At 61.3% G+C, this 21,169-nt stretch carries 17 protein-coding genes and 1 tRNA gene; 13 read left to right on the top strand and 5 right to left on the bottom strand.

Going from position 1 to position 21,169, the window contains the following annotated elements; all coding sequences use genetic code 11:
- The first annotated feature begins 123 nt into the window (after nt 1-123).
- From QRN51_RS12940 to QRN51_RS12950, 3 genes are all read left to right on the top strand, one after another.
- Nucleotides 124-3,096: an FAD-binding and (Fe-S)-binding domain-containing protein gene (locus tag QRN51_RS12940; protein WP_284990259.1), complete on the top strand. Its 2,973-nt coding sequence runs from the start codon at nt 124-126 to the stop codon at nt 3,094-3,096.
- Between the two features lie 266 nt (nt 3,097-3,362).
- Nucleotides 3,363-3,471 (top strand) — tRNA-OTHER (locus QRN51_RS12945).
- 623 nt (nt 3,472-4,094) lie between these two features.
- A complete protein-coding gene (locus tag QRN51_RS12950) occupies nt 4,095-7,697 on the top strand; it encodes a hypothetical protein (RefSeq protein ID WP_284990260.1) in 3,603 nt (1,200 codons plus the stop codon).
- Nucleotides 7,698-7,830: 133 nt separating this feature from the next.
- On the opposite strand, the gene QRN51_RS12955 is transcribed toward QRN51_RS12950, so the two are convergent.
- The 3 genes from QRN51_RS12955 to QRN51_RS23275 form a co-directional block, all read right to left on the bottom strand.
- Nucleotides 7,831-8,913 carry a tyrosine-type recombinase/integrase gene (locus QRN51_RS12955; protein WP_284990261.1) on the bottom strand — a complete coding sequence of 361 codons (1,083 nt, stop codon included), beginning with the start codon at nt 8,911-8,913 and terminating at the stop codon, nt 7,831-7,833.
- Between the two features lie 108 nt (nt 8,914-9,021).
- Nucleotides 9,022-9,237 carry a helix-turn-helix domain-containing protein gene (locus QRN51_RS12960; RefSeq protein WP_284990263.1) on the bottom strand — a complete coding sequence of 72 codons (216 nt, stop codon included), beginning with the start codon at nt 9,235-9,237 and terminating at the stop codon, nt 9,022-9,024.
- A 25-nt stretch (nt 9,238-9,262) separates the two neighbouring features.
- The gene (locus QRN51_RS23275; RefSeq protein WP_350224975.1) at nt 9,263-9,568 is read right to left on the bottom strand and encodes a winged helix-turn-helix domain-containing protein; all 306 of its coding nucleotides are present in this window, start codon (nt 9,566-9,568) and stop codon (nt 9,263-9,265) included.
- A gap of 205 nt (nt 9,569-9,773) precedes the next feature.
- Between QRN51_RS23275 and QRN51_RS12965 the strand changes: the two genes are divergently transcribed.
- On the top strand, nt 9,774-10,277 hold the full coding sequence (locus QRN51_RS12965) for a hypothetical protein (protein WP_284990264.1): 504 nt from the start codon (nt 9,774-9,776) through the stop codon (nt 10,275-10,277).
- Here QRN51_RS12965 and QRN51_RS12970 read toward each other — a convergent pair.
- On the bottom strand, nt 10,231-10,554 hold the full coding sequence (locus QRN51_RS12970; protein WP_284990265.1) for an ArsR/SmtB family transcription factor: 324 nt from the start codon (nt 10,552-10,554) through the stop codon (nt 10,231-10,233). The genes QRN51_RS12965 and QRN51_RS12970 overlap by 47 nt on opposite strands.
- Before the next feature lie 193 nt (nt 10,555-10,747).
- Between QRN51_RS12970 and QRN51_RS12975 the strand changes: the two genes are divergently transcribed.
- The 3 genes from QRN51_RS12975 (at nt 10,748) to QRN51_RS12985 (ending at nt 13,542) form a co-directional block, all read left to right on the top strand.
- Entirely contained in the window at nt 10,748-11,644 is an 897-nt protein-coding gene (locus QRN51_RS12975) for a sigma factor (RefSeq protein ID WP_284990266.1), read from the top strand.
- A gap of 144 nt (nt 11,645-11,788) precedes the next feature.
- Entirely contained in the window at nt 11,789-12,421 is a 633-nt protein-coding gene (locus tag QRN51_RS12980; protein ID WP_284990267.1) for a hypothetical protein, read from the top strand.
- Complete coding sequence (locus tag QRN51_RS12985) at nt 12,421-13,542, top strand: C40 family peptidase (protein ID WP_284990268.1); 1,122 nt, start codon at nt 12,421-12,423, stop codon at nt 13,540-13,542. Before QRN51_RS12980 ends, QRN51_RS12985 begins: the two co-directional genes overlap by 1 nt.
- A 53-nt stretch (nt 13,543-13,595) precedes the next feature.
- On the opposite strand, the gene QRN51_RS12990 is transcribed toward QRN51_RS12985, so the two are convergent.
- Nucleotides 13,596-14,090 carry a hypothetical protein gene (locus QRN51_RS12990; RefSeq protein WP_284990269.1) on the bottom strand — a complete coding sequence of 165 codons (495 nt, stop codon included), beginning with the start codon at nt 14,088-14,090 and terminating at the stop codon, nt 13,596-13,598.
- Between the two features lie 55 nt (nt 14,091-14,145).
- Here QRN51_RS12990 and QRN51_RS12995 point away from each other — a divergent pair, with 55 nt between their 5' ends.
- The 6 genes from QRN51_RS12995 to QRN51_RS13020 all read left to right on the top strand — a co-directional run bounded on the left by QRN51_RS12995 (nt 14,146) and on the right by QRN51_RS13020 (nt 21,099).
- Nucleotides 14,146-14,433 carry a hypothetical protein gene (locus QRN51_RS12995; RefSeq protein ID WP_284990270.1) on the top strand — a complete coding sequence of 96 codons (288 nt, stop codon included), beginning with the start codon at nt 14,146-14,148 and terminating at the stop codon, nt 14,431-14,433.
- A gap of 12 nt (nt 14,434-14,445) precedes the next feature.
- Nucleotides 14,446-15,840, top strand: a complete 1,395-nt coding sequence (locus QRN51_RS13000; protein WP_284990272.1) for a type IV secretion system protein — start codon at nt 14,446-14,448, stop codon at nt 15,838-15,840.
- Entirely contained in the window at nt 15,833-17,329 is a 1,497-nt protein-coding gene (locus QRN51_RS13005) for an SCO6880 family protein (RefSeq protein ID WP_284990273.1), read from the top strand. Before QRN51_RS13000 ends, QRN51_RS13005 begins: the two co-directional genes overlap by 8 nt.
- A 194-nt stretch (nt 17,330-17,523) precedes the next feature.
- Complete coding sequence (locus QRN51_RS13010) at nt 17,524-18,786, top strand: putative type IV secretion/conjugal transfer ATPase (protein WP_284990274.1); 1,263 nt, start codon at nt 17,524-17,526, stop codon at nt 18,784-18,786.
- Nucleotides 18,786-20,603 carry a type IV secretory system conjugative DNA transfer family protein gene (locus tag QRN51_RS13015; protein ID WP_284990275.1) on the top strand — a complete coding sequence of 606 codons (1,818 nt, stop codon included), beginning with the start codon at nt 18,786-18,788 and terminating at the stop codon, nt 20,601-20,603. Before QRN51_RS13010 ends, QRN51_RS13015 begins: the two co-directional genes overlap by 1 nt.
- The gene (locus tag QRN51_RS13020) at nt 20,590-21,099 is read left to right on the top strand and encodes a hypothetical protein (protein ID WP_284990276.1); all 510 of its coding nucleotides are present in this window, start codon (nt 20,590-20,592) and stop codon (nt 21,097-21,099) included. Before QRN51_RS13015 ends, QRN51_RS13020 begins: the two co-directional genes overlap by 14 nt.
- Nucleotides 21,100-21,169: the final 70 nt, after the last annotated feature.

Here is a 21,169-nt window from a genome sequence, read left to right on the forward strand (position 1 = left end):
ACAATCCGTGAAACCACGGGCACAGCGATTCTTGGATCGCTGTGCCCGTGTCGTTATGGGACAGATCAACAGGGGAGCCGTCTGCCTAGAATTCCCAAAGAATCAACGAATGGAGAACGCAACATGGCGAGTAACGACGTCGGAGCCGCGGAAATTTCCCAGCTGCTTTTCGCGGTCCGGAAGAAGGGAATCGAGATCGACGACTCTGCCCGGCGACGCTCAGAGTACTCCTACGACGCATCCAACTACCGGGTGAGACCGGAAGCGATCGCATTTCCAAAGTCCGTTGACGACGTCCGCGACATCCTGCGGTCCTGCTCGGCATTCGGGATCCCTGTCACGACCCGGGGAGGGGGCACCTCGATGGCGGGGAACGCCGTCGGGCGTGGGGTGATCATCGATCTCTCGAGATGGATGAATACGGTGGGGGAGGTCGACGCCGAGTCCCGAACGGTCTGGGTCGACGCCGGCGTCGTGCTCGGCGAACTGCGCTTCTACGTTGAGACGGCAACGTCCGGCGAGCTCACCTTCGCTCCCGATCCTTCATCATTGACGCGGGCCACAATCGGCGGATCTATCGGGAACGATGCCTGCGGAAACCATTCGGTCGCCTACGGGCGGATGACCCACCACCTGGAAGAGGTTGAACTCGTCACTGCCGACGGAGCCCACCTTCGCGCCGGCCGGGATGGCCTTTGCGCAGTTGACGACGGTGATCCGCACTCAGTCGGGAGAGCCGAAGAGCTCAATGCTGATTTGAGGGCCTTGGTACAGGCCAATCTCGCTGCAATCCGCGTAGAACTGCAGGGTATTCCCCGGCAGGTGTCCGGATACCATCTGGGACATCTGCTCCCCGAACACGGATTCGATGCCGCTGCAGCGCTCGCGGGCAGCGAGGGCACCTGCGCGATCGTCGTCCGCGCGAAAGTCGGGCTCGTGCCGAAACCGCGGACAAATGCCCTCCTGTGCCTCGGGTACGAAGACACCATCGAGTCGGCACGCGACGTGATGACCATCCTGGACGCTCGACCGAGCGCCGTCGAAGGACTCGATTCATCGATCGTGGAGATCATGCGCCACCGTAGAGGACCCGCGAGCGTTGACTCCCTCCCTCAGGGAAATGCCTATCTTATGGTCGAATTCTCGGCCGACACCCTCGAACAGGTGCGCGCCGATTGCGATCGGCTGCTTGAAGCACTGCACACACAGGGTCGAGTATTTGACCACTCAGTCGTGACCGATCCCTTGGAACGTGCAAAGTTGTGGCGCGTCCGCGAGGATGGCGCCGGGCTCTCCTCGCGACGAATCGACGGTATTCAGACCTGGCCGGGCTGGGAAGATTCGGCGGTCGCTCCTGAGCGCTTAGCAGATTATCTCGCTGAATTGATTCCCCTTGTTCATAAATATGGCTATACAGCCTTCTTGTATGGTCATTTCGGGGCTGGATGTGTTCATATGCGCCTTGACTATGAACTGCGTAGCGAATCGGGGCGCCAAGTATTCGAGGACTTCACGCGAGAAGCCGCCGCACTCGTTGTGGCACATGGCGGATCGCTTTCTGGCGAACATGGCGACGGTCGGGCACGGAGCGAATTGCTGAATGTGATGTACTCCGTCGAGATGATCGCGGCCTTCAAAGCTTTCAAGTATGTCTGGGACCCTGCTGGAGTCCTCAACCCCGGGATTATTGTCGACCCAGAACCTTTCTCCGCCTCGCTCGCACTGGACGGAGCGCCTCTCCCCGGCACGGCCCATGGCGAAGATCCGGCGCGCGGCGAAGGGGAGCGCGCTGTTGAAGCCGGCACGATCGGTCTGCCGATTCCGATGGGTCTCAGGCTCCCCTTGGCGAGCACCTTCGTCGGAAACGCCCACGCCTGCATCGGAGTGGGAAGGTGCCGGTCGACGTCGGGTGGTTTCATGTGCCCGAGCTACAGGGCGACCAAGGATGAGAAAGATTCCACCAGGGGCCGGGCACGCACCCTCCAGGAGCTTGCACGGACGAAGGGAAACAGCGAGCGCGGATGGTCTAGCCCGCAAGTGCGAGAGGCTCTGGATCTCTGTCTTTCGTGCAAGGCCTGTTCGACCGACTGCCCCACGGGCGTGGATATCGCTGAGGCCAAGTCGCAGCTAATTGATGAACATTACAGGGGGCGTCTCCGGCCCTTCACGCACTACTCGATTGGATGGCTTCCCAGATGGTTGCCGCTGCTCACCAAAATCGCCCCCGTTGCGAACAAGTTTACGAGGAGTCGTCCATTGCGCTACCTCGGGGAGGGGCTGGGAGTCAGCGCCCGACGGCGTCTCCCTGCCTTCGCGCCGACCGGGGACATCCGAGGGCGGGTAAGCGAAGCCGGCTTCGTTAAAGGAGCCGACGTACTCCTGTTTGCCGACAGCTTCACCCGAGCCTTCAGACCGGAAGTAATCCCGGCCGCGGCACGCGTGCTCCGTGATTCCGGCCGGACGGTTGGATGCACACCGGATGCATGCTGCGGATTGACCTGGGTCTCAACGGGGCAACGCGACGGTGCCCGGCGGAGGCTGGAGCGGTTGATCAGCAAGTTCGACGATGGCACCGACCGGGACATCGTCGTGCTGGAACCGAGCTGTGCCGCGACCATACGGGACGAGGGCCCCAAACTCGTCGGCGGAGAAGCAGCCGAGAGAGTGGCGGCTCGAGTGCGGTCGTTCTCGGTTGCGATCAATGAGGCGCTCGAACGGGGGTGGGTTCCGAAAGCAGTTCCACCTGAAACCGCAGTGTTGCAGACACACTGCCACGAGCACGCAGTCTTCGGTTCTGGTTCACAGCGGCGGGTACTTCAGGCTTGGGGCGTTCCGAATATCGTCGAGTCATCTTCGTGCTGTGGTGTTGCGGGCAACTTCGGCTTCGAGGCGGAACATTTCGATATGTCGATGAAGGTCGCAGAGCACTCGATTGTTCCTGCTCTCGATAGAGGGGGCGACGCAAGCCTGGTGTTAACGGACGGTTTCAGCTGCGCGATGCAGGTTTCCCAAATCGATCCGGCTCGCGGGAGCAAGCATCTCGCAATGGCGCTTGACTTCGATGACGCAAGTGCCGACCGCGAAGTGGATCAGTGACGTGAACATCGTTGCCTGCTATTTTCAACGTACAAGGTGATGAAATGGTGTACTTCGGTATTTTCTTGATCCTCATAGCCCTCGGCTTGTGGTGGGCAAGCATCCGCTTCGACTCTTGGCGATCCACGTCGCCGCCCATAGAGTCCGCGACAACGCGCTTTATCCCGCGCGTCTCGCCTGGCGCGGCTGCGATTATGGTGGCGGCAGTTGGTGCTTTTCTCATTGCAACGAATCTGCCCGGCACGCAATAGCATTCCCATTGATCTGGAGCTGAGTGGCTACGACCGTCCTTTTTCACGAGGTGGGCCTAAGTGCCCAGACATCAATATGCCCTCCCCTGAGAAGAGGTCAGGAGTTCGAATCTCCTTAGCTCCACAGTGAAGGCCCTCTGACCTGCGGAAACGTTGGGTTGGAGGGTCTTTCTTGTGCCGAAAATGGGGCCAACCACACGGAAACCACACGCTTTGGGATGAAAACTTGTGGTAAGTGATAGCGATCGTCGGAGACTGTCCCTCGTGTCTGAGACGGCTCGCGCACTCGATTCGACCTTCCCGAGAGCCCCGGTTGATCCTCCTGCCTCCCGGGGCTTGAGGTGTTCGGTGCGGGCAACGCGGGGACGCGGCCTGTTGGAGTGTTCCTCCCCTATGGCCGGCAGAGGTGGATGAATCGGGTAAGCGCGCGGCGCGCATGAAAAGCAGACCGCCTGCGCTGCGTCTGTCTGACCCATTCCAGGTGGAGCGAGCCGGGTATGCGGCGTGGCTGTACTCGTGGAGCTTTAGAGCCCTGTGATAATCAAGTCAGACAGGAGTAATCAAACGAAGGACCAGCCTTCCGAATCAGCCAAGGCATGGCGGCTTCTAGTGGGCCGCCGAAACCCTTTGTGATTGGTAGCGAAGATGGGTCCGTGTGATTCCGAAATTCGGAGGTGGGGGCTGAATGATTCGCTTCGCGTTAAGGCCGCCGGGGGCGATTTTCGTGCGTGCTGAAGGATGGGTCTAGTGCCAGAGTTCGGCCCGTTTTCCGTTGCTCCCGAGCAGATCAGTGCGCTTGGTGGCGCCAACTTCGGCCATTTCGTGAGTCGACTGATCGCGACCGAGGCCGCGGCCCATGGGATGCGGGGCGCAGTGCTGGAGACTACGTATCTGGAAAACATAGGCGATGGCGGAGTTGACGCGGGCCTGAGGCATGCCGCTGAGACTTCTTGGATTCCCGCTGGAGACAGCGCGTGGCAGTTCAAGGCTGGCGATTTGGCGCCAGGCCGTTGCAAAACTGAGTTACGCGGAGCTGCGAGGGCGCTCGAGATCCTTCAAAGTGGCGGCCAATACCGTCTGGTCTTAGGGGCGAGTCTCACCTCGATCAAGATCGACAAGCGTCGAAATGCTTTGATTGAAACCGCTGTCGAGCTTGGAATCGAGGGAGCCGCCCAGGTTATTGACGTCATCACTGCAGACGGTCTGGCCCGATGGGCCGAGCAGTACCCTGCCCTGGCGGTTAGCCCTGTGCTGCGAGGCATCGGACATGTTGGACACACTGTGGATGAATGGAGCAGGTCAAAGCTTCATGCCACATCTTGGGTGACTTCGACGTCGCGGGAGACACAGATCGATGCGATTCGTCAGATTATTTCTGGCAATGAGCAGCTGGATCTGCACGTCGATGGCGAGAGCGGATTGGGCAAGACCAGGCTCGTGCTCGAAGCTCTTCGTGGCCAACCGTACGAAGCGATAGTCATATATGCGCCTGCGGCGGACGAGTTTCCTGTCGCGGTCCTGGGTCATTTGCAGGCCCAAGAACGGTCGGCGGTCGTCGTTGTTGATGAGTGTGACCGCAAACAGCATGAGATCTATTCTTCAGTGCTCCACGCGGGCTCGGCGATCCGTCTCCTGACGATCGGCGAGCCAGGCGGCAACTCGACCCGAAGTCCGATGATATGTCTCGGTGGCTTCGACGACGAAGCGATGAGGGAGCTTCTTCGGAAGAACGAGCCCCAGCTCTGGCCTGAGGCAGAACGCGTCGTGGTTAATGTCGTCGCAGGGAATATCGACTACGCCCTGAAGGCGGCCAGGGCATTGGTCAGACGGGGGGCTGGATCGGCCGGTTCGCTGATCACTGAAGAAGATGTCCGTTCATTCATCACTGAGCAGCTCCCCGACGGCACGCTTTTTTTAGCGTGCTGCGCCCTCGCCCTATTCAGCCGATTTGGCTGTGACGCAGACGCGGCGGTCGAGCTCTCCACGATCGCGTCCGGTCTCGGCTTCCAAGAGGCCGAGCTTCACGCTGCGGTCGCTTCCCTTCAGCGGCATGGGCTTCTCTCTCGTCAAGGGCGATTCCGGAGTGTCGCGCCTCATCCTCTCGCCGTATACCTTGCATCGCGGGGATGGGACCAATACGGGCAGCGCATCATCAGCAGCCTCCTTCCGATGCTTGACTCGGATTTGGCGGAACGCCTGTTCCGCCGTGCGGCCGAGATCGGCGAGCTCGATAGTGCGAGCAGCGCCCTTGCCGCGCTGATGTCGGAGACCGGGGTGCTATCGTCCTTCGACGCCTTGGGCAGGGACAATAATTCAAGATTGCTTGTCCATTTTGCTGTGCTTGCTCCTCGCCCTGTCGCTGATCGGCTCGCCGCACTCATCGAGGCTAGTGGCGAAGATGAATTGCGCGAGCATCAGAGCGTCCGGCGCGATCTTGTGTGGACCTTGGAGAAGCTCGCTTGGCACTCCCGAACATTCGAAACGGCAGCAGACTCACTGCTTCGTCTCGCTCTTGCCGAGACGGAGCAGTTCAGTAACAACGCGAGCGGAACGTGGATCGAACTCTTCGGGACCATGCTTCCGGGTACCGCGGCGTCGCCTGAGGCCAGGATCGCCTATTTGCGAAGCGTTGCGGCTTCGGACGACGCACGAATGCGTCTACTTGCCCTAAAAGGTGCGGCCCGTGCGTTGGCCATCTACGAATCGATCATGGTGTCAGGCGAGGTCCAAGGTGGTGTGGTTGTTGAACGCCGTGGCCGTCCCGAGACCTGGGGCGATGCGTGGAGCTATCGCAATGCCGCGATCGACATACTCGGAATGCTTGCCACAGACGATGACGATGAAGTCTCTTCAACCGCAATCAAGGCACTGATTGAAGCCATCCACGGATCCCTGGAAATGCCCGCAGTTCGAGACCATCTCGGACAGGTGCTGGCCACCTTACCCAGAGACTCAATTTCGCAAGTACGAATCGAGATAGAGAAGTTGCGTTCGCTGTTCGCTCGCGTCGAAGCGGCGAAAGATGTGGAAGAGGACGAAGAGACGGACGTGCGTCGCAAGAGTGTTGAGGTGCTCGAATCGACGTTGCCACCTGAGGACGCAATGGAGAGGCTGATCATTACGGCCAACACGAATTCGTGGGACAGGCCGGTCGATGATGTAACAAGAGATCTCATCGCTGCCGCAAGAGCAGTGGCCGGCGATGGACCCGGGAAAGTGCTGTTGAAGCTCCTGTCCTCCGGAACAGTTCAGACGGCGTTTGCCGCTGGCGCTGCGCTCTCTGACCTCGGACTGGACCTTCAGCGCAGTCAGAAGGAGCTGGCAGCCCTCTTCGAGGGCCCGAACTCGGAGGCCGTCTTCGGCTACCTTCATCGGCTGGTCGAACACGGGGATACCGACGCCTACGACCGGTATGTCGATAGGCAGGACCTCCCGCCCTTGGAGAAGCTGCGGCTTACGGTCCGCGGCCCACGCACCGAAAAGGCAGTTGAACGAGTTGATCAGCTTGTCCGCGCGATTTCCGTTAGCGCCGCTGCCAGGCTCCTCTTCGCGTGGATGCATGAAGCCCCAGATGAACACGTTGCTCGATACCTGGGCCTGTGGCTCGATCGCATCGATTCGCAGGAGGATTACAACGCGGCTGTTGATTTCGGCTGGCACCAACTCCTTAACAAGGGGAGGCGTCTCGCACGGTTCGATCCATTGAATCGCATACTTGTCGCCAAGAGGGCGGAGTTTCCGGACGTGGGGCACCAATACTGGGGCTGGACACAACTTGCAAAGCGGTGGCTCGACGATGACCCAATAGGCCTGGCCAGCCTCCTCACCGACCTTATCGACGATGGTGCAATGAACCCGTACAGCGGTTCGGAGGAGGCGCAGCTGTGGCACCAAGCCCTGAAGACCGCAGGCGAACCGGCTTGGCTGGATGTCATGAACCGAATCGAAGGTGGATCTTGGCGATTTTCATTTGGCATGGACATCTGGCTGGCTAGCGCTGTCGACCTCCATGTAATCGAGGCCTGGGTGGGCTCCAGCGTTGGGCGCGCGCGCATCGTGGCATCGGTGACTCCCATGGAGGGCAATACCTTGCCGCCCGTTGCAGGGTTCCTGCTTGAAAACTTCTCTCAAGACGATCGAGTGAAGTCGGCGCTGGTCGGACAATTCGTCAGTGGCTCATGGTCAGGCAACGAGTCGGATCGAATCAGCCGGCAGCTCTCACAGGTTGAGGGTTGGGTCGCTGACCACTCCTTTTCCCGGAAGACCAGACAATGGATCCATGGGTTGATTGCTTCCTTGGAGGCATGGCGTATGCAGGCCCTCGAGCGGGAGGCAGAGCAGCAGTGGTAGGTGGAACAGCTCGTATTCAGGACGGAGTAACAGGGAAATACTCGGTAGGGGGGGCGACAACCGTCGTCTTGGCACCGAAAAATCCACCGATCCTTTGGGGATTTCCTAACGACGCGGATATCGGCTTCAGATCTTAAGGAGTGGGACCCTTGGGAGGTTCCCAGCTGCCAAACTGCTCAAGTGCAGCAGTAAGGTCCGGGGATTCTGTTGCCTTGGCTATGTAGTGCTTTTCCGTAATCGCGGTTCCTGAATGGCCGAGCTGAGCAGCGGCGTGTTTGGAGCTGTATTCCTGGTCAATGAGCGTTGCTACCGACTTTCGGAAGACGTGTGGGGTCACCCATTCATAGGGGGAACCAGCGCGCGCGTCTCGCCACTGCCTGCGGAAGTTGTGTGGGCTGCGCACAGTTCCGGTGGATGAGGGGAACAACATGTCCTCGGGCTTAGGCTGTTCCGCTGCGTACTTGCGCTCGAGCGTATGCGCGGCAAAAGGGGGCAGCTTCATCGTCCTGAAGCCAGCTTTAGTCTTGGGGTGATCCTGCCTATAGGCACTTCGGCCCTTTTCCATGACAACCGTTCCGGAGATTGTGACGGTTGGTGGCTTTGCTTTCAGGTCGATATCTTTCCACCGAATAGCAAGGACCTCGCCAATGCGGGCTCCGGTTGCCAGGAATATGTCCAGCACATCGATCAGATCTGATGTCCGGGGCCGTCCCTTTTGGGTGGGGTCGTTCTGCCAATCGCGGATAATTGTGCGGAGCTTTTGAACATCTTTGACCGACAGGGCTTCGACGTTCTTCGCTGCAAGCTTGATGGGTCCGACGTCGCGGATCGGATTGCTGTGGAGGGCGTCGTGTCTTACGGCGAGTCCGATGATTCCCGTTAGAACTATCTTCGAGTGGCGTGCGGTGGCCGGATGGTCAATGGCCACGTTTTTCAAGAAGCGGTCGAGGCGGCCGGTAGTAAGTTCGTTCAGTCGTAGCCCTGACAGGGCTGGTGCTATAACACGGTTGTATGTGTCTTTGTACCCGTCGATCGTCCGACGGCCGGCGCGACCGTTGCTTTCGATTTCGGCGAACCAGAGGGCACTTAGCTCGGATAGCCGAGTGGTTCTGGAAATTTCACTCTTGCTAGGAGCTTGCCGATCCTGAAAAGAAGCCGTCAGGTTTCGCTCTGCGGCTGCTCCCGTAGTCCCCCAGGCTTCCGCGGTACGAGTCACGCCATCGGTGTCACGGTACCTCGTCGTCGCCCGCCAACGGCCATTGGGATACTTCTTCCGGCTGATCTTGCCCCAGGTTCCGAGGGGAAGTGGTGGTCTGGGCGACATCTAAACTTCCAGGCGCGAGGACAACCACAAGTTGAAGTCGCTCCGGCTGATCCGCAGGTGTCGACCGATTCGGTAGGCGCGCGGTCCGAGGTGCTTCACTCGCCACTGGTAGAACGTCTGCTCGGGAATCTGCAACTGGGTGCAGATGTCTTTCGGGGTCAGCCATTGTTCATCGGCAGCTTCCGCCGCGCTGCTAGGTTCTGGCATCGTGGTCATCAGTATCTCCGTCGTGTCCGTGGTTTTATCGCCGGCAGAAGGGCCAGCAGTGTTCCTCGTTCATGGGAACTGAGTGGCTAGGCAGCATGACAGTGCGGCGGAAGCTCGCTGCCAAGTCATCTATCTGATCTTGCACTTGTTCCCGTGATGCGCCGAATTCTCCGTAGGTTCGTTGAACGAGACCGGCCCGACGCAGCAAATTGAGGTGGCGGCGAATAGTCGACGACGGGGCCTGGAGTTTGGTTGAAATTTCGGTACACGTGGCCGGTCCGTTCCTGACTAGGAACCGGACAATCCGACTTCGCGTTTTATTCATCAAGATGTTCGACATGGAGACCAACAGCCAGAGTATTGATGAAGGGGGACGTGCTGTAGACGGGTCTACAGCAGCAGAGTACGCTTCGCGAAGTTGCGATGGAAGACCCTGGGTCGCCCCCCTCGTTGATTGCCCGGGCACCTCACTCACGGAATACTGGGATCCAGAGACTCGAGTTCGAGCGGAGCCGTCCGGCGCCGGAGGTGATGAGGAGCGGGTAATGCGGGATGACGGGGCACGTCCAGGCGACTTGTTGTCTCCCCAAACGCAGCTCGCCCGCCGCCTGAATCTGTTGCTCGACGTCGTCGTTGCCGAGCGTGGGCATCCGGTGACTTTCAAGGAGGTGCAAACGGAACTGGCGGCCAGGGGCATTAAACTCTCTCGCGCCCGCTGGTTCTACATGAAGGAGGGATCCGGTCGACTGGTCACAGACCCGGTGCTGCTGACCGGCCTGTGCGACATCTTCAACGTCGATCCTTCCTATTTGGTAGGCAGCGACGCGGCTTTGCCGGAACGCATTGATTCCCAGCTTGAGTTCGTCAAATCCCTCCGTGCGGCTCGGGTGAAGTCTTTTGCCGCCCGGACTTTGGGGGATGTGTCGCCGGAAACGCTGCGCGCGATTTCCGAATTCCTCAATAAGGACATCGGGCTCCACCCGGAAGGGGAGCAAGCTGCGGCTATTCCTCCAGCAGGTACTGAAGATGAGCCGCCAGCAGTTCCTTGATGCGCTCAGGGTTTGCTGAGTATCGCGGTGAGCGGCCGTGCCTCCGGCCGGGTTCCAGGTCGACGATGATTGCGCCCGACTCTTCGAGGGCCAATAGGTGCTTGGCTACGCTGGGCTCGCCAGCGCTCACACCTTCAACGATGTCTCCGCGGGTTGCCGGGCCGTGCGCTGAAAGGTAGCGAAGGATTTCGTTCCGGGACCTATTGCCAAAGGTCGCGACGGCAGCCTCGACGTCGGATGACCAAGCGTCGTCGTGGGGCTGGGTAATCCGTGGCATGGAACCATTCTTGCGGAACGACCGTCGAAAAGTAAGTCTCGCAGTCTTGACGATACTTTAATTATTCTTGACAATAGTTTGCATAGCTTTGTTGCGATTGTGGGTGGGGTCGATTCTGGGTGTCACCCCCCTTAGGTGCCGGGGGTTCCGGCGCCGGACTTATCGGTATCTGTTTGTCGAAACGGTGAAGACCATGAGTGTCGATGCCAGGGCAAATCAAGCCCAACAGAAACAACCAACGCCAGCGACCATCGATGTTTCTCTATCCAGGCCTCCTGAGCCTGTACCAATCCCGGTTGACCAGATCATGACGGCCGTCGAGGGGGTGCGACGTTACGTCGTTTCCCACCTGTCCCGCATCGGCCGGGCGAGTGACGTGGACGACGTCATGCAAGACATCCGAGCGGCCGTTTGGGACGGGGTCGCCCGTGGCCACTACCGTCAGCTCCCGGGGGTGCGGTTTGGGGCGTGGGTGCAGGGGGTGACTGCCAATGTGTGCGCGGCGCATGTTCGTCGCGAGCTGTCCCATCAGACGCTGCCGCTCCTGGTGGAGCCGGTCGACGACGGCTCGACCTCGTCGGAGGCGCTCGCGGTTTTGGGGTTCGACCGGGGCGGGGATAGAGGCGCCGAAGGGGTTATCGACCAGGAGTGGGCGCGAACAATTATCGCCCTGACCCACGCCAGCGTGCACGAGGGGGTTTGGGAGCTTGCCCTAGACAGCCTCAACGGGCCACGGCGGTACGGACCGCCCTCACCACAGGACCGCCGCAGATGGCATGCGGTGACAGTAGTGCGCCAGACGGCGCGGACTGTTCAAAGCGCCTTGGACGTGGAGCCTTCTGAGCTTCAAAGTATCGAGGACGTTTGCCGGCATGCTGTTGAATGCTTGCCGACGCCAGTCCTCCGCCGAGTTGCGTCCAGCATCGTTCGTCGCGATGTTCGTGGGCCGGAGAGAAGCCGAATCCTAGCATCCTTGGCCGTCGAGCTAGGAGTTACCGAACGCTATGTGGCGGTGCAGATCGGCTTCGCACGACGCCTATACCAGGCTTCGTGGAGGATTCTCCGGAATGGAATGGCGACGGCCTCTTGAGTCATGTCGTGAGCCCGCACGGCTTGCAATGAAGGGGACGAGGAGGCGGACATGGGGCTGTTGCGGAGGCGTATTCTGCCGGGCTCAGGGAAACGGCGGTCGTTGTGGATCAGCGTCCTACTACTTCTGAGCTTGGCGGCGGCAATGATCGTTCTTGCGCTTCCTGCGGGCGGGACCCGAACGGAGCCCGTTCCATCCGCGACCCCGGAACCGCCGCCCACGAGCCCGGCGATGTCGTCGACCCTCTCGCCACTCGCCTCACCGACCGCGGCTTCCGCGTCGGAAACGCCCCGTGCAATCGGCGAACCACGTACAACGGACTTCCGCAGACTCGCTGGCGCGGCAGCGACGGCGATTTACACCTGGGACACGCGAACGGCGTCGTACTCTGAGGTCTACTCCCGGCTCCGGGAGTGGTGGGCCGTTCTGCCGGACGGGTCCAACCCCCTAACGGTGTTTGTACAGGAGTTCGAAGCAACCGGTGTCAACGCGGGAACCTTTGCAACCCTGGCGGGGGAGCAGGCGCGCCGTTCGGCAACGGTCCAGTCTCTTGTGTGCGACGGCGAGCTGGCCAAGGTGCGCGACCACCCGGCGCCGTGGGTTGGCCTTCACGTCTGCACAGCCACTCTGAGCGTTGTGGATCAAGCGAACTCGGACCGCAATGCGTATGCAGCTCCCGTGAGCGTCATGGTGAATTGTCCACCGGCAACTACAGCTCCGATCGATCATTGCGTAGTCGTTGGCTTCTACGCGACGCCGAGCAGGATCGTCTACTGATGCCTGCTCCCGCAGTTCTGACCGGACTGGTGAAGCGCCGAGCTATTCTGCGGGCATCGACGGCTGCGGTTATGGCACTGATCCTGATTTGTGCCTTTGCGTTTTGCGCTGGTGTGGCAGTGTTCGCCGCAAACTCGGAGACCACTGTTAGTGCTTGCTCTCTAGGTGCGATCGCCAATGGCCTGCCGTCAGCGGATGGAGCCAGTGGTCTGGAGATTCAGCCACACAGCCAGGCGCCGACCACCCTAACTTCCGGACAGGTGTCGGTTGCGCGGATTTACATTGCAGTCGGAAAGCAAATGGGAGTGCCGAGGGACGGCCAAATCATCGCGATCATGATGGCCCTCCAGGAGTCCGGACTCAGAGTCCTGGCGAACACAAACGTTCCCGCTTCGCTCTTAATTCGGCATGACGGCGTCGGCAGCGACCACGACTCCCTTGGCACCGCCCAGCAACGTCCAGCCGCCGGCTGGGGAACCATCGAGCAACTAATGGACCCTAACTACAACGCGCGAGCCTTCTACGGCGGACCGAGCGGTCCCAACCACGGGAGTCCACCCGGGCTGCTTGATGTCCCCACATGGCAATCCATGGACAGGGGCAAGGCTGCCCAGGCTGTTCAGGTATCGGCCTTTCCTGAGCTGTACGCGCGGTGGGAACCTGAGGCGACGGCAATCGTTGACGCGCTCGCAGGTGGTACGTCACTAGTTTCTTGCGACAGCTCTCCTAACGGTTCGGATGCGCCGGCGGTGCCGACGAATCTGAGCCAGTTCCGAAAGGACATCCTGCACTTTGCTCAAGAAGGGCTGGGCGGGGCATACGTGTGGGGTGGAACGGCGTTCAAAGCGTGGGACTGCTCGGGCTACGTTCAATGGATCTATAAACAGGCGGGGATCAACCTCCCCCGAGTAGATCAGTGGACCGTGGGGCACCAAACTGAAAATCCCCAGCCAGGGGACTTGGTGGTGCAGAACCCGCAGGGACCCAACAACTGGGGGCACGTCGGAATCTATGCCGGTAATGGCATGATGTACAGCGCGCTGAATCCGGCAGTTGGGACGTTGCGGCATCCTGTCGATTGGAACTCGGGGACCGCGTATTTTGACCTTCTTGGGCGGTAGCGTAAAGGCGCGAACAATACTCCTGGTGTCGCCGCGCGAAGGCGGCCTTCGACTTATGTGATCGTGGGCGGTCCTTCGCTGGTTCCGAAGAGCGCAGTCTCAACGTCACGCCCATGGATCATGTGGTGGTAGAGTTCTTGCGCTTCGGCCCTATGATCGTCGAACGCATTGGCAAGACTCCGGCCGTCCAGGATTGCTTCGCAGGCTATCTCCATTACCCGGAAACTCAATTCATCAGCAAAATCGATCACGGATGACACAACGGCATCTGTTATTGGGCCACCGTGAATGATCGAATTTCGTATCCTTTCCAGACGCTCTACCATCACAGTCCAGTCCATTTCAAGGACGCCAACGTGAGCTACGAGGGCTGCCGAAGAGCCGCCCCATTTGTGAATAGAGCGGATTCGCCGTGCTTCGATCGTGTCCGGTCTCATCCACTGCAGGAGACTTGGCACGGTCTGGAAGGCATCGCGGACGTGTATCATCAGTTCCCCGCTTTGGTCCGGCAGTACGCACGTCATGTCGCTCCACCCGTCTGCCTTCATGAAGTCGTGAGCCTACACAGCTCATTCCTCTGGAAGACGACGGACGGAGCACTCGATGTTGCTGGCAGCAGTGGATCCCGGAATCACCCCGAATCCTAACTTTCCCTTTCTTGCCTCGTTGAAGGAGGTTGGTGGAGGCATCCTCGTCGGTGCCTTCATTGTGATCGCGATCGTAGCGATCGTCGGCGCTGCGATGCTTCTGGCCGGCAAGTTGAGCCAGTCGTCGCGGCTGGCCTCCGGCGGTGGCATGATCTTGCTCTGGACTGGCCCGGTGGCTGCGATCCTGGGCGGGATCAACGGCTACATTCTTTGGTCCCAGTCGGCGTTCCCGCTCGGATTCTAGGGTCGATCCGTCATGCCGGTTCAGTGTGATCTGAACGGATGGTGGCCGCCCGGGTGCGGCCTTGTCTCGCAGGCGAACGATGGTTTCCTCGGAGCCGTCACGGCCCTTTTTGCGAATATTCTCCAGAACATCGCGTCGTGGATCTGGTCGTTCATCACTGGAGCCTTCAGCGTTTCGAACATTGATGATTCACAGTGGATCGCAGTGCAGGGGCTGACGAATTGGTGGGTGGTCGTCATGATGACGCCGCTCGTCGTGGCCATGATCCTTCAGTTGCTGTCGGGTCTGATCAGCCAACAGCCCCGCCGCTTGGTGAGGGCGCTGGTAGGTGGTGCTGCCGCCATTCCCATGGTGGCCGGAGCAGTTTTCCTAGCTCGTCAGCTCACTCACATCGGCGACTCGGCGTCGCAGGCAATCCTCGACTCCATGGGGACGGATCCCTACGTGGTGTTCATGCGGCTCTTCGGATTCGAACGGGCACCTGCGGGATCCGGCCGGGACTGGAACGTTGTGTCGTTGGCCCCAGGGTCGAGCAGCGGGGCGGCCGGGGCGGTGATCGTCACGGCGATGGCCATCATTGTTGTCTGGATTTTGGCATTCATTCTCATGTGCTCGATGATCTTCCGGTCATTCGCGCTCATCGTCCTTGCCGCCGTCGCCCCGGTCGCCCTCATGCTCATGCCGTGGGAGAAAACGAAATCCTGGGCACGACGGTGGTGCGAGATCGTCGTCGCGCTGCTCCTCGCCAAGCCCCTGGCCGCGACGGTTCTGGCGGTTGCTATCAAGCTCTTCGCTGAGTCGAAGTCGTTCGCTGGATTGGCCGCCGGCGTGGTCGGAATGATGCTGGCGTGCGGCGCTCCTTTGATGGCCTTGCGGCTTGTCAGTTTCGCTGGCGGGGAGCTGGCGGCGGCTGCCCAAACTGCCGGTGGCGGTCACATCCTTTCGCGTAGCTCCAGCTTTACAGCCCGGCAGATCAGCCAGCAGACGGGTGGCCGATTCACGCTCGCCGGCCTAGCCGCGCGCTCGGCCGTAACTCGGCCCATTCAGTCGAGCCATCACCAATCTCCGCCGCAGGTATTGCCGCCAAGAGCGCCTCGGCCGGGAGCTCCTACGGACACGACGCCGTCGCGCTCGGCCTCCCGAAATGGATCTCCGTTGATGCTCGACGCAGGGATGTCGGCTCCCGGCCAGGCTTCGCCTCGGGCGCGTGACACTGGACCGGGATCGATGGCAGGTGCGCCAGAGCATAGGTCAGCTGCTGGCATCGTTGACGGGCCAGCGCACCTGTCGGCGTCGCGTCCCTCGTCTGTTCCGAAGGCCTCTCCGTCGATAGCGCCGACGGTGGCACCTTCGCCCCGCCCCCAAACGGCCATACAGCCCTTGAAGCCTGGTGATTCCCATGTCTGAGAATTCGCGCACCCTCGAGGCGGTCAAGTTTCCTCGCTACGAGCGTCGAGGCTTGTTCATGGGTCTGAAGTGGTACCAGCTGCTCCTGCTGGCAGGTGGTGTTCTCGTGGCAAGTGTGTCTTCAGCTGCGAACGGACCGGCCGGCCTGTTCGGTTCGGGACCCGTATGGCTCGGGTTGATGCTGCTCGGATTGTTGCAGTACTCACGGATTCCCTACCCGGTATGGGTCAGTCACGCCGTCCTGTTCTTCTATCGATCGGTCATCAGCCAGACACGGTTTCTCGTCAGGCCTGAACGGGCGGTCCTGGCCGGGCGTCTGGCCCTTCCGGGCGGATTGGGAAACCTTCAATTGCGAAGGACATCGAGGGGTGAGTCCTTCATCGTTGACGCCCGCGGCAAGGAGGTCATCGCGGTGCTTCGCTGCAGCACACGCTCCTTTGCGCTTCTGGACACCGACGACAAAACCTGGGCTGTGCAGGCCTGGTCCCGTGTTCAGGCAGGTATGGCCCAGCGCAGCACTGTGGCCAGAATTGCCGTTCAGGATTACACGGTTCCGTATCCGTCGCAGGCGCTGCGTGACTTCTACGAACACACCGCACCGCATCGGATCGGAGACAACGGAGAACTGAGCTGGGGCGAGCGTTCGTATGAGGATCTGATTTCCGCAGCTGGGTCCGCCATGAGCCACGACTTGCTTCTGACTCTTGTCGTGGACACGGCCAAGGCTCGGCGCCGGATCAAGGAATCTGGCGGGGGATTGCTCGGTGTTGAACGAGTGCTCCGGCTGGAAGTCGAGGCCATGACCACGGCATTGGGGACCCACAGTGTCAGGGTGGAGGAGTGGCTGCCGGAGGACGGAATTCTCGCCGTCGTGCGTGGTGCATTCGATCCGGCCGCCATAGCAGCCACTGTTCGGCCGCCGGCGCCGGTTGACGCTCACCCTGACGTCGAATGTGATCCGGGGTCCAGGCTGCCTTCAGGCCCTATGGCCGTGGAAGAGCATTGGACCTATGTGCGTACCGACTCTGGTTTTCATCAGACGTTCTGGATCGCTGAGTGGCCGCGGCAGAAGGTCTTTGCAGGTTTCCTGCATCCGCTGATCTATGTGGGCGATTTCCGCCATACGGTGACTGAAGTGATCCGGGCAGTGCCTACAACTGAGGCATTGCGGGATATCCGTTCTGCTCAGGAAGCCCATGAAACCCGGCGGCGGATCAACACACGGTTCGACAGGCCCCTCACGCGTGAGCAAAAGGCAGAAGAGGAGGAAGTGGCCCAGCGCGAGGAAGAGATCGTCGCCGGCCATGGTGACGTGCGGCCCGCGGCGTACGTCACGATCACGGCTTCCACGCTTGAGGATTTGGCCAGGTACAGGCAGGAGCTTGAATCGGCAGCTGCAGGTGCCTTTGTTGAATTGCGGTTGCTGGCCGGGCAGCAATGGGCGGCTTTCGTGGCCGGTGCCCTTCCGTTCGGGAGGGGGCTGCGATGAAGCGGACCATCCGAAATGTTCAATACCTCCCGTCGGGTGGCAACCGCCGGGAGAGGAAGGAACGGCGCCGGCACGAAGTAGCGGGGGAAAGCGGACCATGGTTGCCGGCGCTGCGGAGCTTCGGAGCGAGGCTCGACGACCGGCCGGAGAGTAGCGAACACGGTGGTGATTGGGGGAGTCGGGAACCGAATTCTTTGCGGGGCCCGCATCGTCTGCGTCCGGCACCGCATCGCGCTTCCACGCTGACGTTTGCGGCGGCCTATCCGTTTATCACTGAGTCGGGCCTGGGCCATGAGGGAACGTACATCGGCACGGACGTCTTCGGATCTGGAGCCTTTTCTTACGATCCGTGGATTCTCTATGACAAGGGTGTCATCAGTGGCCCGTCGATCGTTGTCATCGGCACCGTGGGCACAGGCAAGTCCATGTGCGGCAAATCCTTGGTGGCCCGGTCGATCACCCTGGGACGGAAGGCCGCTGTCGCGTCAGACCCCAAGGGCGAATGGGTAGCCGTGGCCAAGGCCGTCGGTGGAAAGGTAATTTCTGTCGGCCCGGGCCGCTCAGCCCGGGTGAACCCCCTCGACGCGGGTCCGCGTTCCAGCGCGCTGAGTGAGGCGCAGTGGCAGGCTGTGGTCCGCCAACGCCGTCGCTACCTGTTGGTGGCGTTGGTGTCCCTCATGCGGCAGGGCATGCCCCTTCGCCCTGTGGAGCACACGGCGTTGGATATGGCGCTGATGGAGACGGTGGCGCAGAACTCGAACCCGACGCTGCCAATGGTCCTGGACCACCTGTTGAACCCTTCGAAGGAAACGATCGGGCTCGTGGGCCGGGACGGAGGCACCGCTGTCAGCCATTCGCTGCGACGCACTGTTTCCGGCGATCTGGAAGGAATGTTCGACGCTCCTTCCACGGTCGCGTTCGATGCTGATGCGCCGATGATGGTGATGGATACCTCGGCGCTGATCGGCGCTTCTGAGCAGGCACTCTCACTCGCTGCAGCGTGCGGGGCAACCTGGCTGGAGGCGGCGGTCACCAATCCCGACGGCGGCAAGCGGCTGGTCGTCTACGACGAGGGTTGGCGGATGCTTGCCGATCCCTACATGTTGGCCAAAATGAGCGAGCAGTGGCGACTGGCCCGCACCTACGGGATCGCGAACCTGCTCATCATGCACAAGGTCGCCGATCTCAACGAGATCGGTGACAGCACCAGCGGACACCGCCAGAAAGCTCTTGGGCTCCTCACGGAGGCCGATACCCGGATCATTTACCGCCAGAAGCACGACGCCATGCGCCTGACCAAGGAAGCCCTCGGCCTGACCGAAGCCGAATGCGAACACGTCGAGAACCTTCCCAAGGGCGTAGGGCTCTGGAAAGTCGGAAACCGCTCCTTCATCGTTGCCAACCGCGTCACCACCGATGAGCTGGAAGTCTTCGGCACCGACGACCGGATGATCTGATGTTCACGCACCCGCGCGCAGGAAACACGACCCCCCTCATCACCGCCGGACTCGTGACACTCTCTGGCTTCGTGAGCCTTTCCTTCCTGGTTCAGGGAGCTGCCCGCCTCGTCGTCACTTGGCGGTGCGGCACCACGCCGCCGTCGCCCCCAAACCCGGCGGCCGCCGTCGGACTCCTGACGGGTCGGATCGAATGGATTGTGCGCCGCGATCCCGGCTGCGAGGTCAGCACGGCCGATGTGTGGTGGATGGTCGGCCCTGTGCTCGTCGCGGTTGCTGGGCTCGCGGTGTGCGGGATCTGGGCGTGGCGCAGGTGGACGCAGTCAGGGTCGTGGCTGCGGCAAGAGATCCTGAACCGGGATGGCATCGCGCGCCGCTCCGAGATCCTGCACGACTTCGGGGCACGGGCCGTTCGGCGACGCGGGAAGTTCACCCGTCCTGCGCTGAGCAACCCAACAGTTCAGGACGTGGCCTGGACGCTCGGCCGGTCGCGCGGAGTCACGATCCATGTCTCGACCGAAGAATCCATGGTCATCCAGGGCGCGCCCCGTTCGGGCAAGGGACTCTACGTGGTGATCAATGCCATTCTGGACGCACCCGGCGCCGTGGTGACGACATCCACCCGGGCGGACAACCTCGTCGTGACGATGAAGGCCCGGGCGGCTGGGGACAGGCCCGTGACCGTGTTCGATCCGCAGGGAATGTCCGGGCTGACGTCGACGCTGCGCTGGTCTCCGGTACGGGGCTGCCAGGATCCAGATATCGCGACGCGCCGGGCCCTGGTCATCACGGCAGATACGGAGATGAAAGGCGAAAACGCGGCATGGCAGAAGCGCTCCCTGATCGTCCTGCAGTGCCTGCTTCACGCTGCTGCGTTGTCCGGGGAGGGGGTCCGAGCATTTCGGCGTTGGTCCTCGAACCCGGTGCTCGCCCGTGAGGCGCTGGAGGTTCTCAGCCGCCCAGGGGCGGCACTGGGGTGGCAAGCCGACCTGATGGGAATCCTCGAGGATGACCCTAGGAACACCTCCAACTCATGGATCGGCGTGTCGGCCGCTGTCGCGCCGTTGTCCTCGCCGAAGGTCATGGCCGCACTGGATCCGCACGAAGAATCGGAAGAGTTCGACCCTAAACAATTCATCCGTGATCGCGGAACGCTCTACCTGATCGGCACGCGGGCGGGGGCCGCCGCGGCAGGCCCTTATCTTTCCGCTCTGATTGACGACATAGACAACGCTGCCCGGGAAATGGCCTTCGTCTCGCCGGGCGGCCGGCTCGATCCACCCTTGTCTCTGATCCTCGACGAGATCGCCAATCTTGCGCCATGGCCGGGTTTGCCGGTTGCCCTTTCGGACGGTGGCGGAATCGGCATCTCGACCCTTGTCGTGCTCCAGTCGCTCTCCCAGGCCCGGACCGGATGGTCCATCGACGAAGCAGCGACGATCTGGGACTCGGCCATCATCAAGGTCATCTTCGGCGGCGGCTCCGACGAACGCGACCTCCGCTCGCTCGCCGGACTGCTCGGGGAGCGGAGCCTCACGCTGACCACCCGCTCGTGGTCCTCACAAGGACGCCAGGACGGCGAACAGATCCGAGAGAGCCCCGTCATCGCCCTAGACGAGATCCGCCGACTTCCTGCCGGCACGGCCCTCATGCTCGGCCGAAGCACCAGACCAATCCTGCTCGACCTGCGCGAATGGCACAAACGCAAGGACGCAGCCGAACTCGGACGATCCAAGGCAGAGACCGAACGCGCCCTCACCGAAGGCCACAGACAACGCCAACAGACAGCCGAAGGGACCAACGATGGGGAACTATGACGACGTCGAACACTTCGACATCCCCTCAGCAGGAGCGGACGACGACGAACTGACCGCAGAACTCTTCCGCTCAGCCTTCCGCGCCACAGGCGGATCCCCCGGAACGACCCACCGCTGGCGAGACATGAGCCCACAGCAGGCCGAACCTGTCTGGACCGCACTCGCAGACTGGGTGAGATGGCTTGTCGCCACCTATCAGCTGACGACGTCGGTTGTGCCGGACTGCTGGTGGCGCCACTCCGAGATCGTCGCCGAGCTCTACGCCCTGCAGCGGGCAGAGCAGGTCTCCTACGCCACCGACGATGCCGGCTTCGGCCCCCTCGCGTTTCACGAGAGGCTGCCACACGCTGTCGAACGCCTCCGGAACCACACCCGGACGGCCGGCTGTGTCGGGCTGCAAACGCACAAAGAACCCGCCCCGAGGCTCCTCGCGGTTGAGGAACTGGAGTTCCTGGATTGGCAGACCGCTCACCATCAACGTGGTGTTGAGCTCTGACGTCATGCCGTGAGCCCGGCAGGGGGACATGAACGGATATCCGCGTTTGCGGATTTCAAGAGGCATGGAG

The organism is Arthrobacter sp. efr-133-TYG-120 (assembly GCF_030209785.1).
GTDB lineage: Bacteria > Actinomycetota > Actinomycetes > Actinomycetales > Micrococcaceae > Arthrobacter.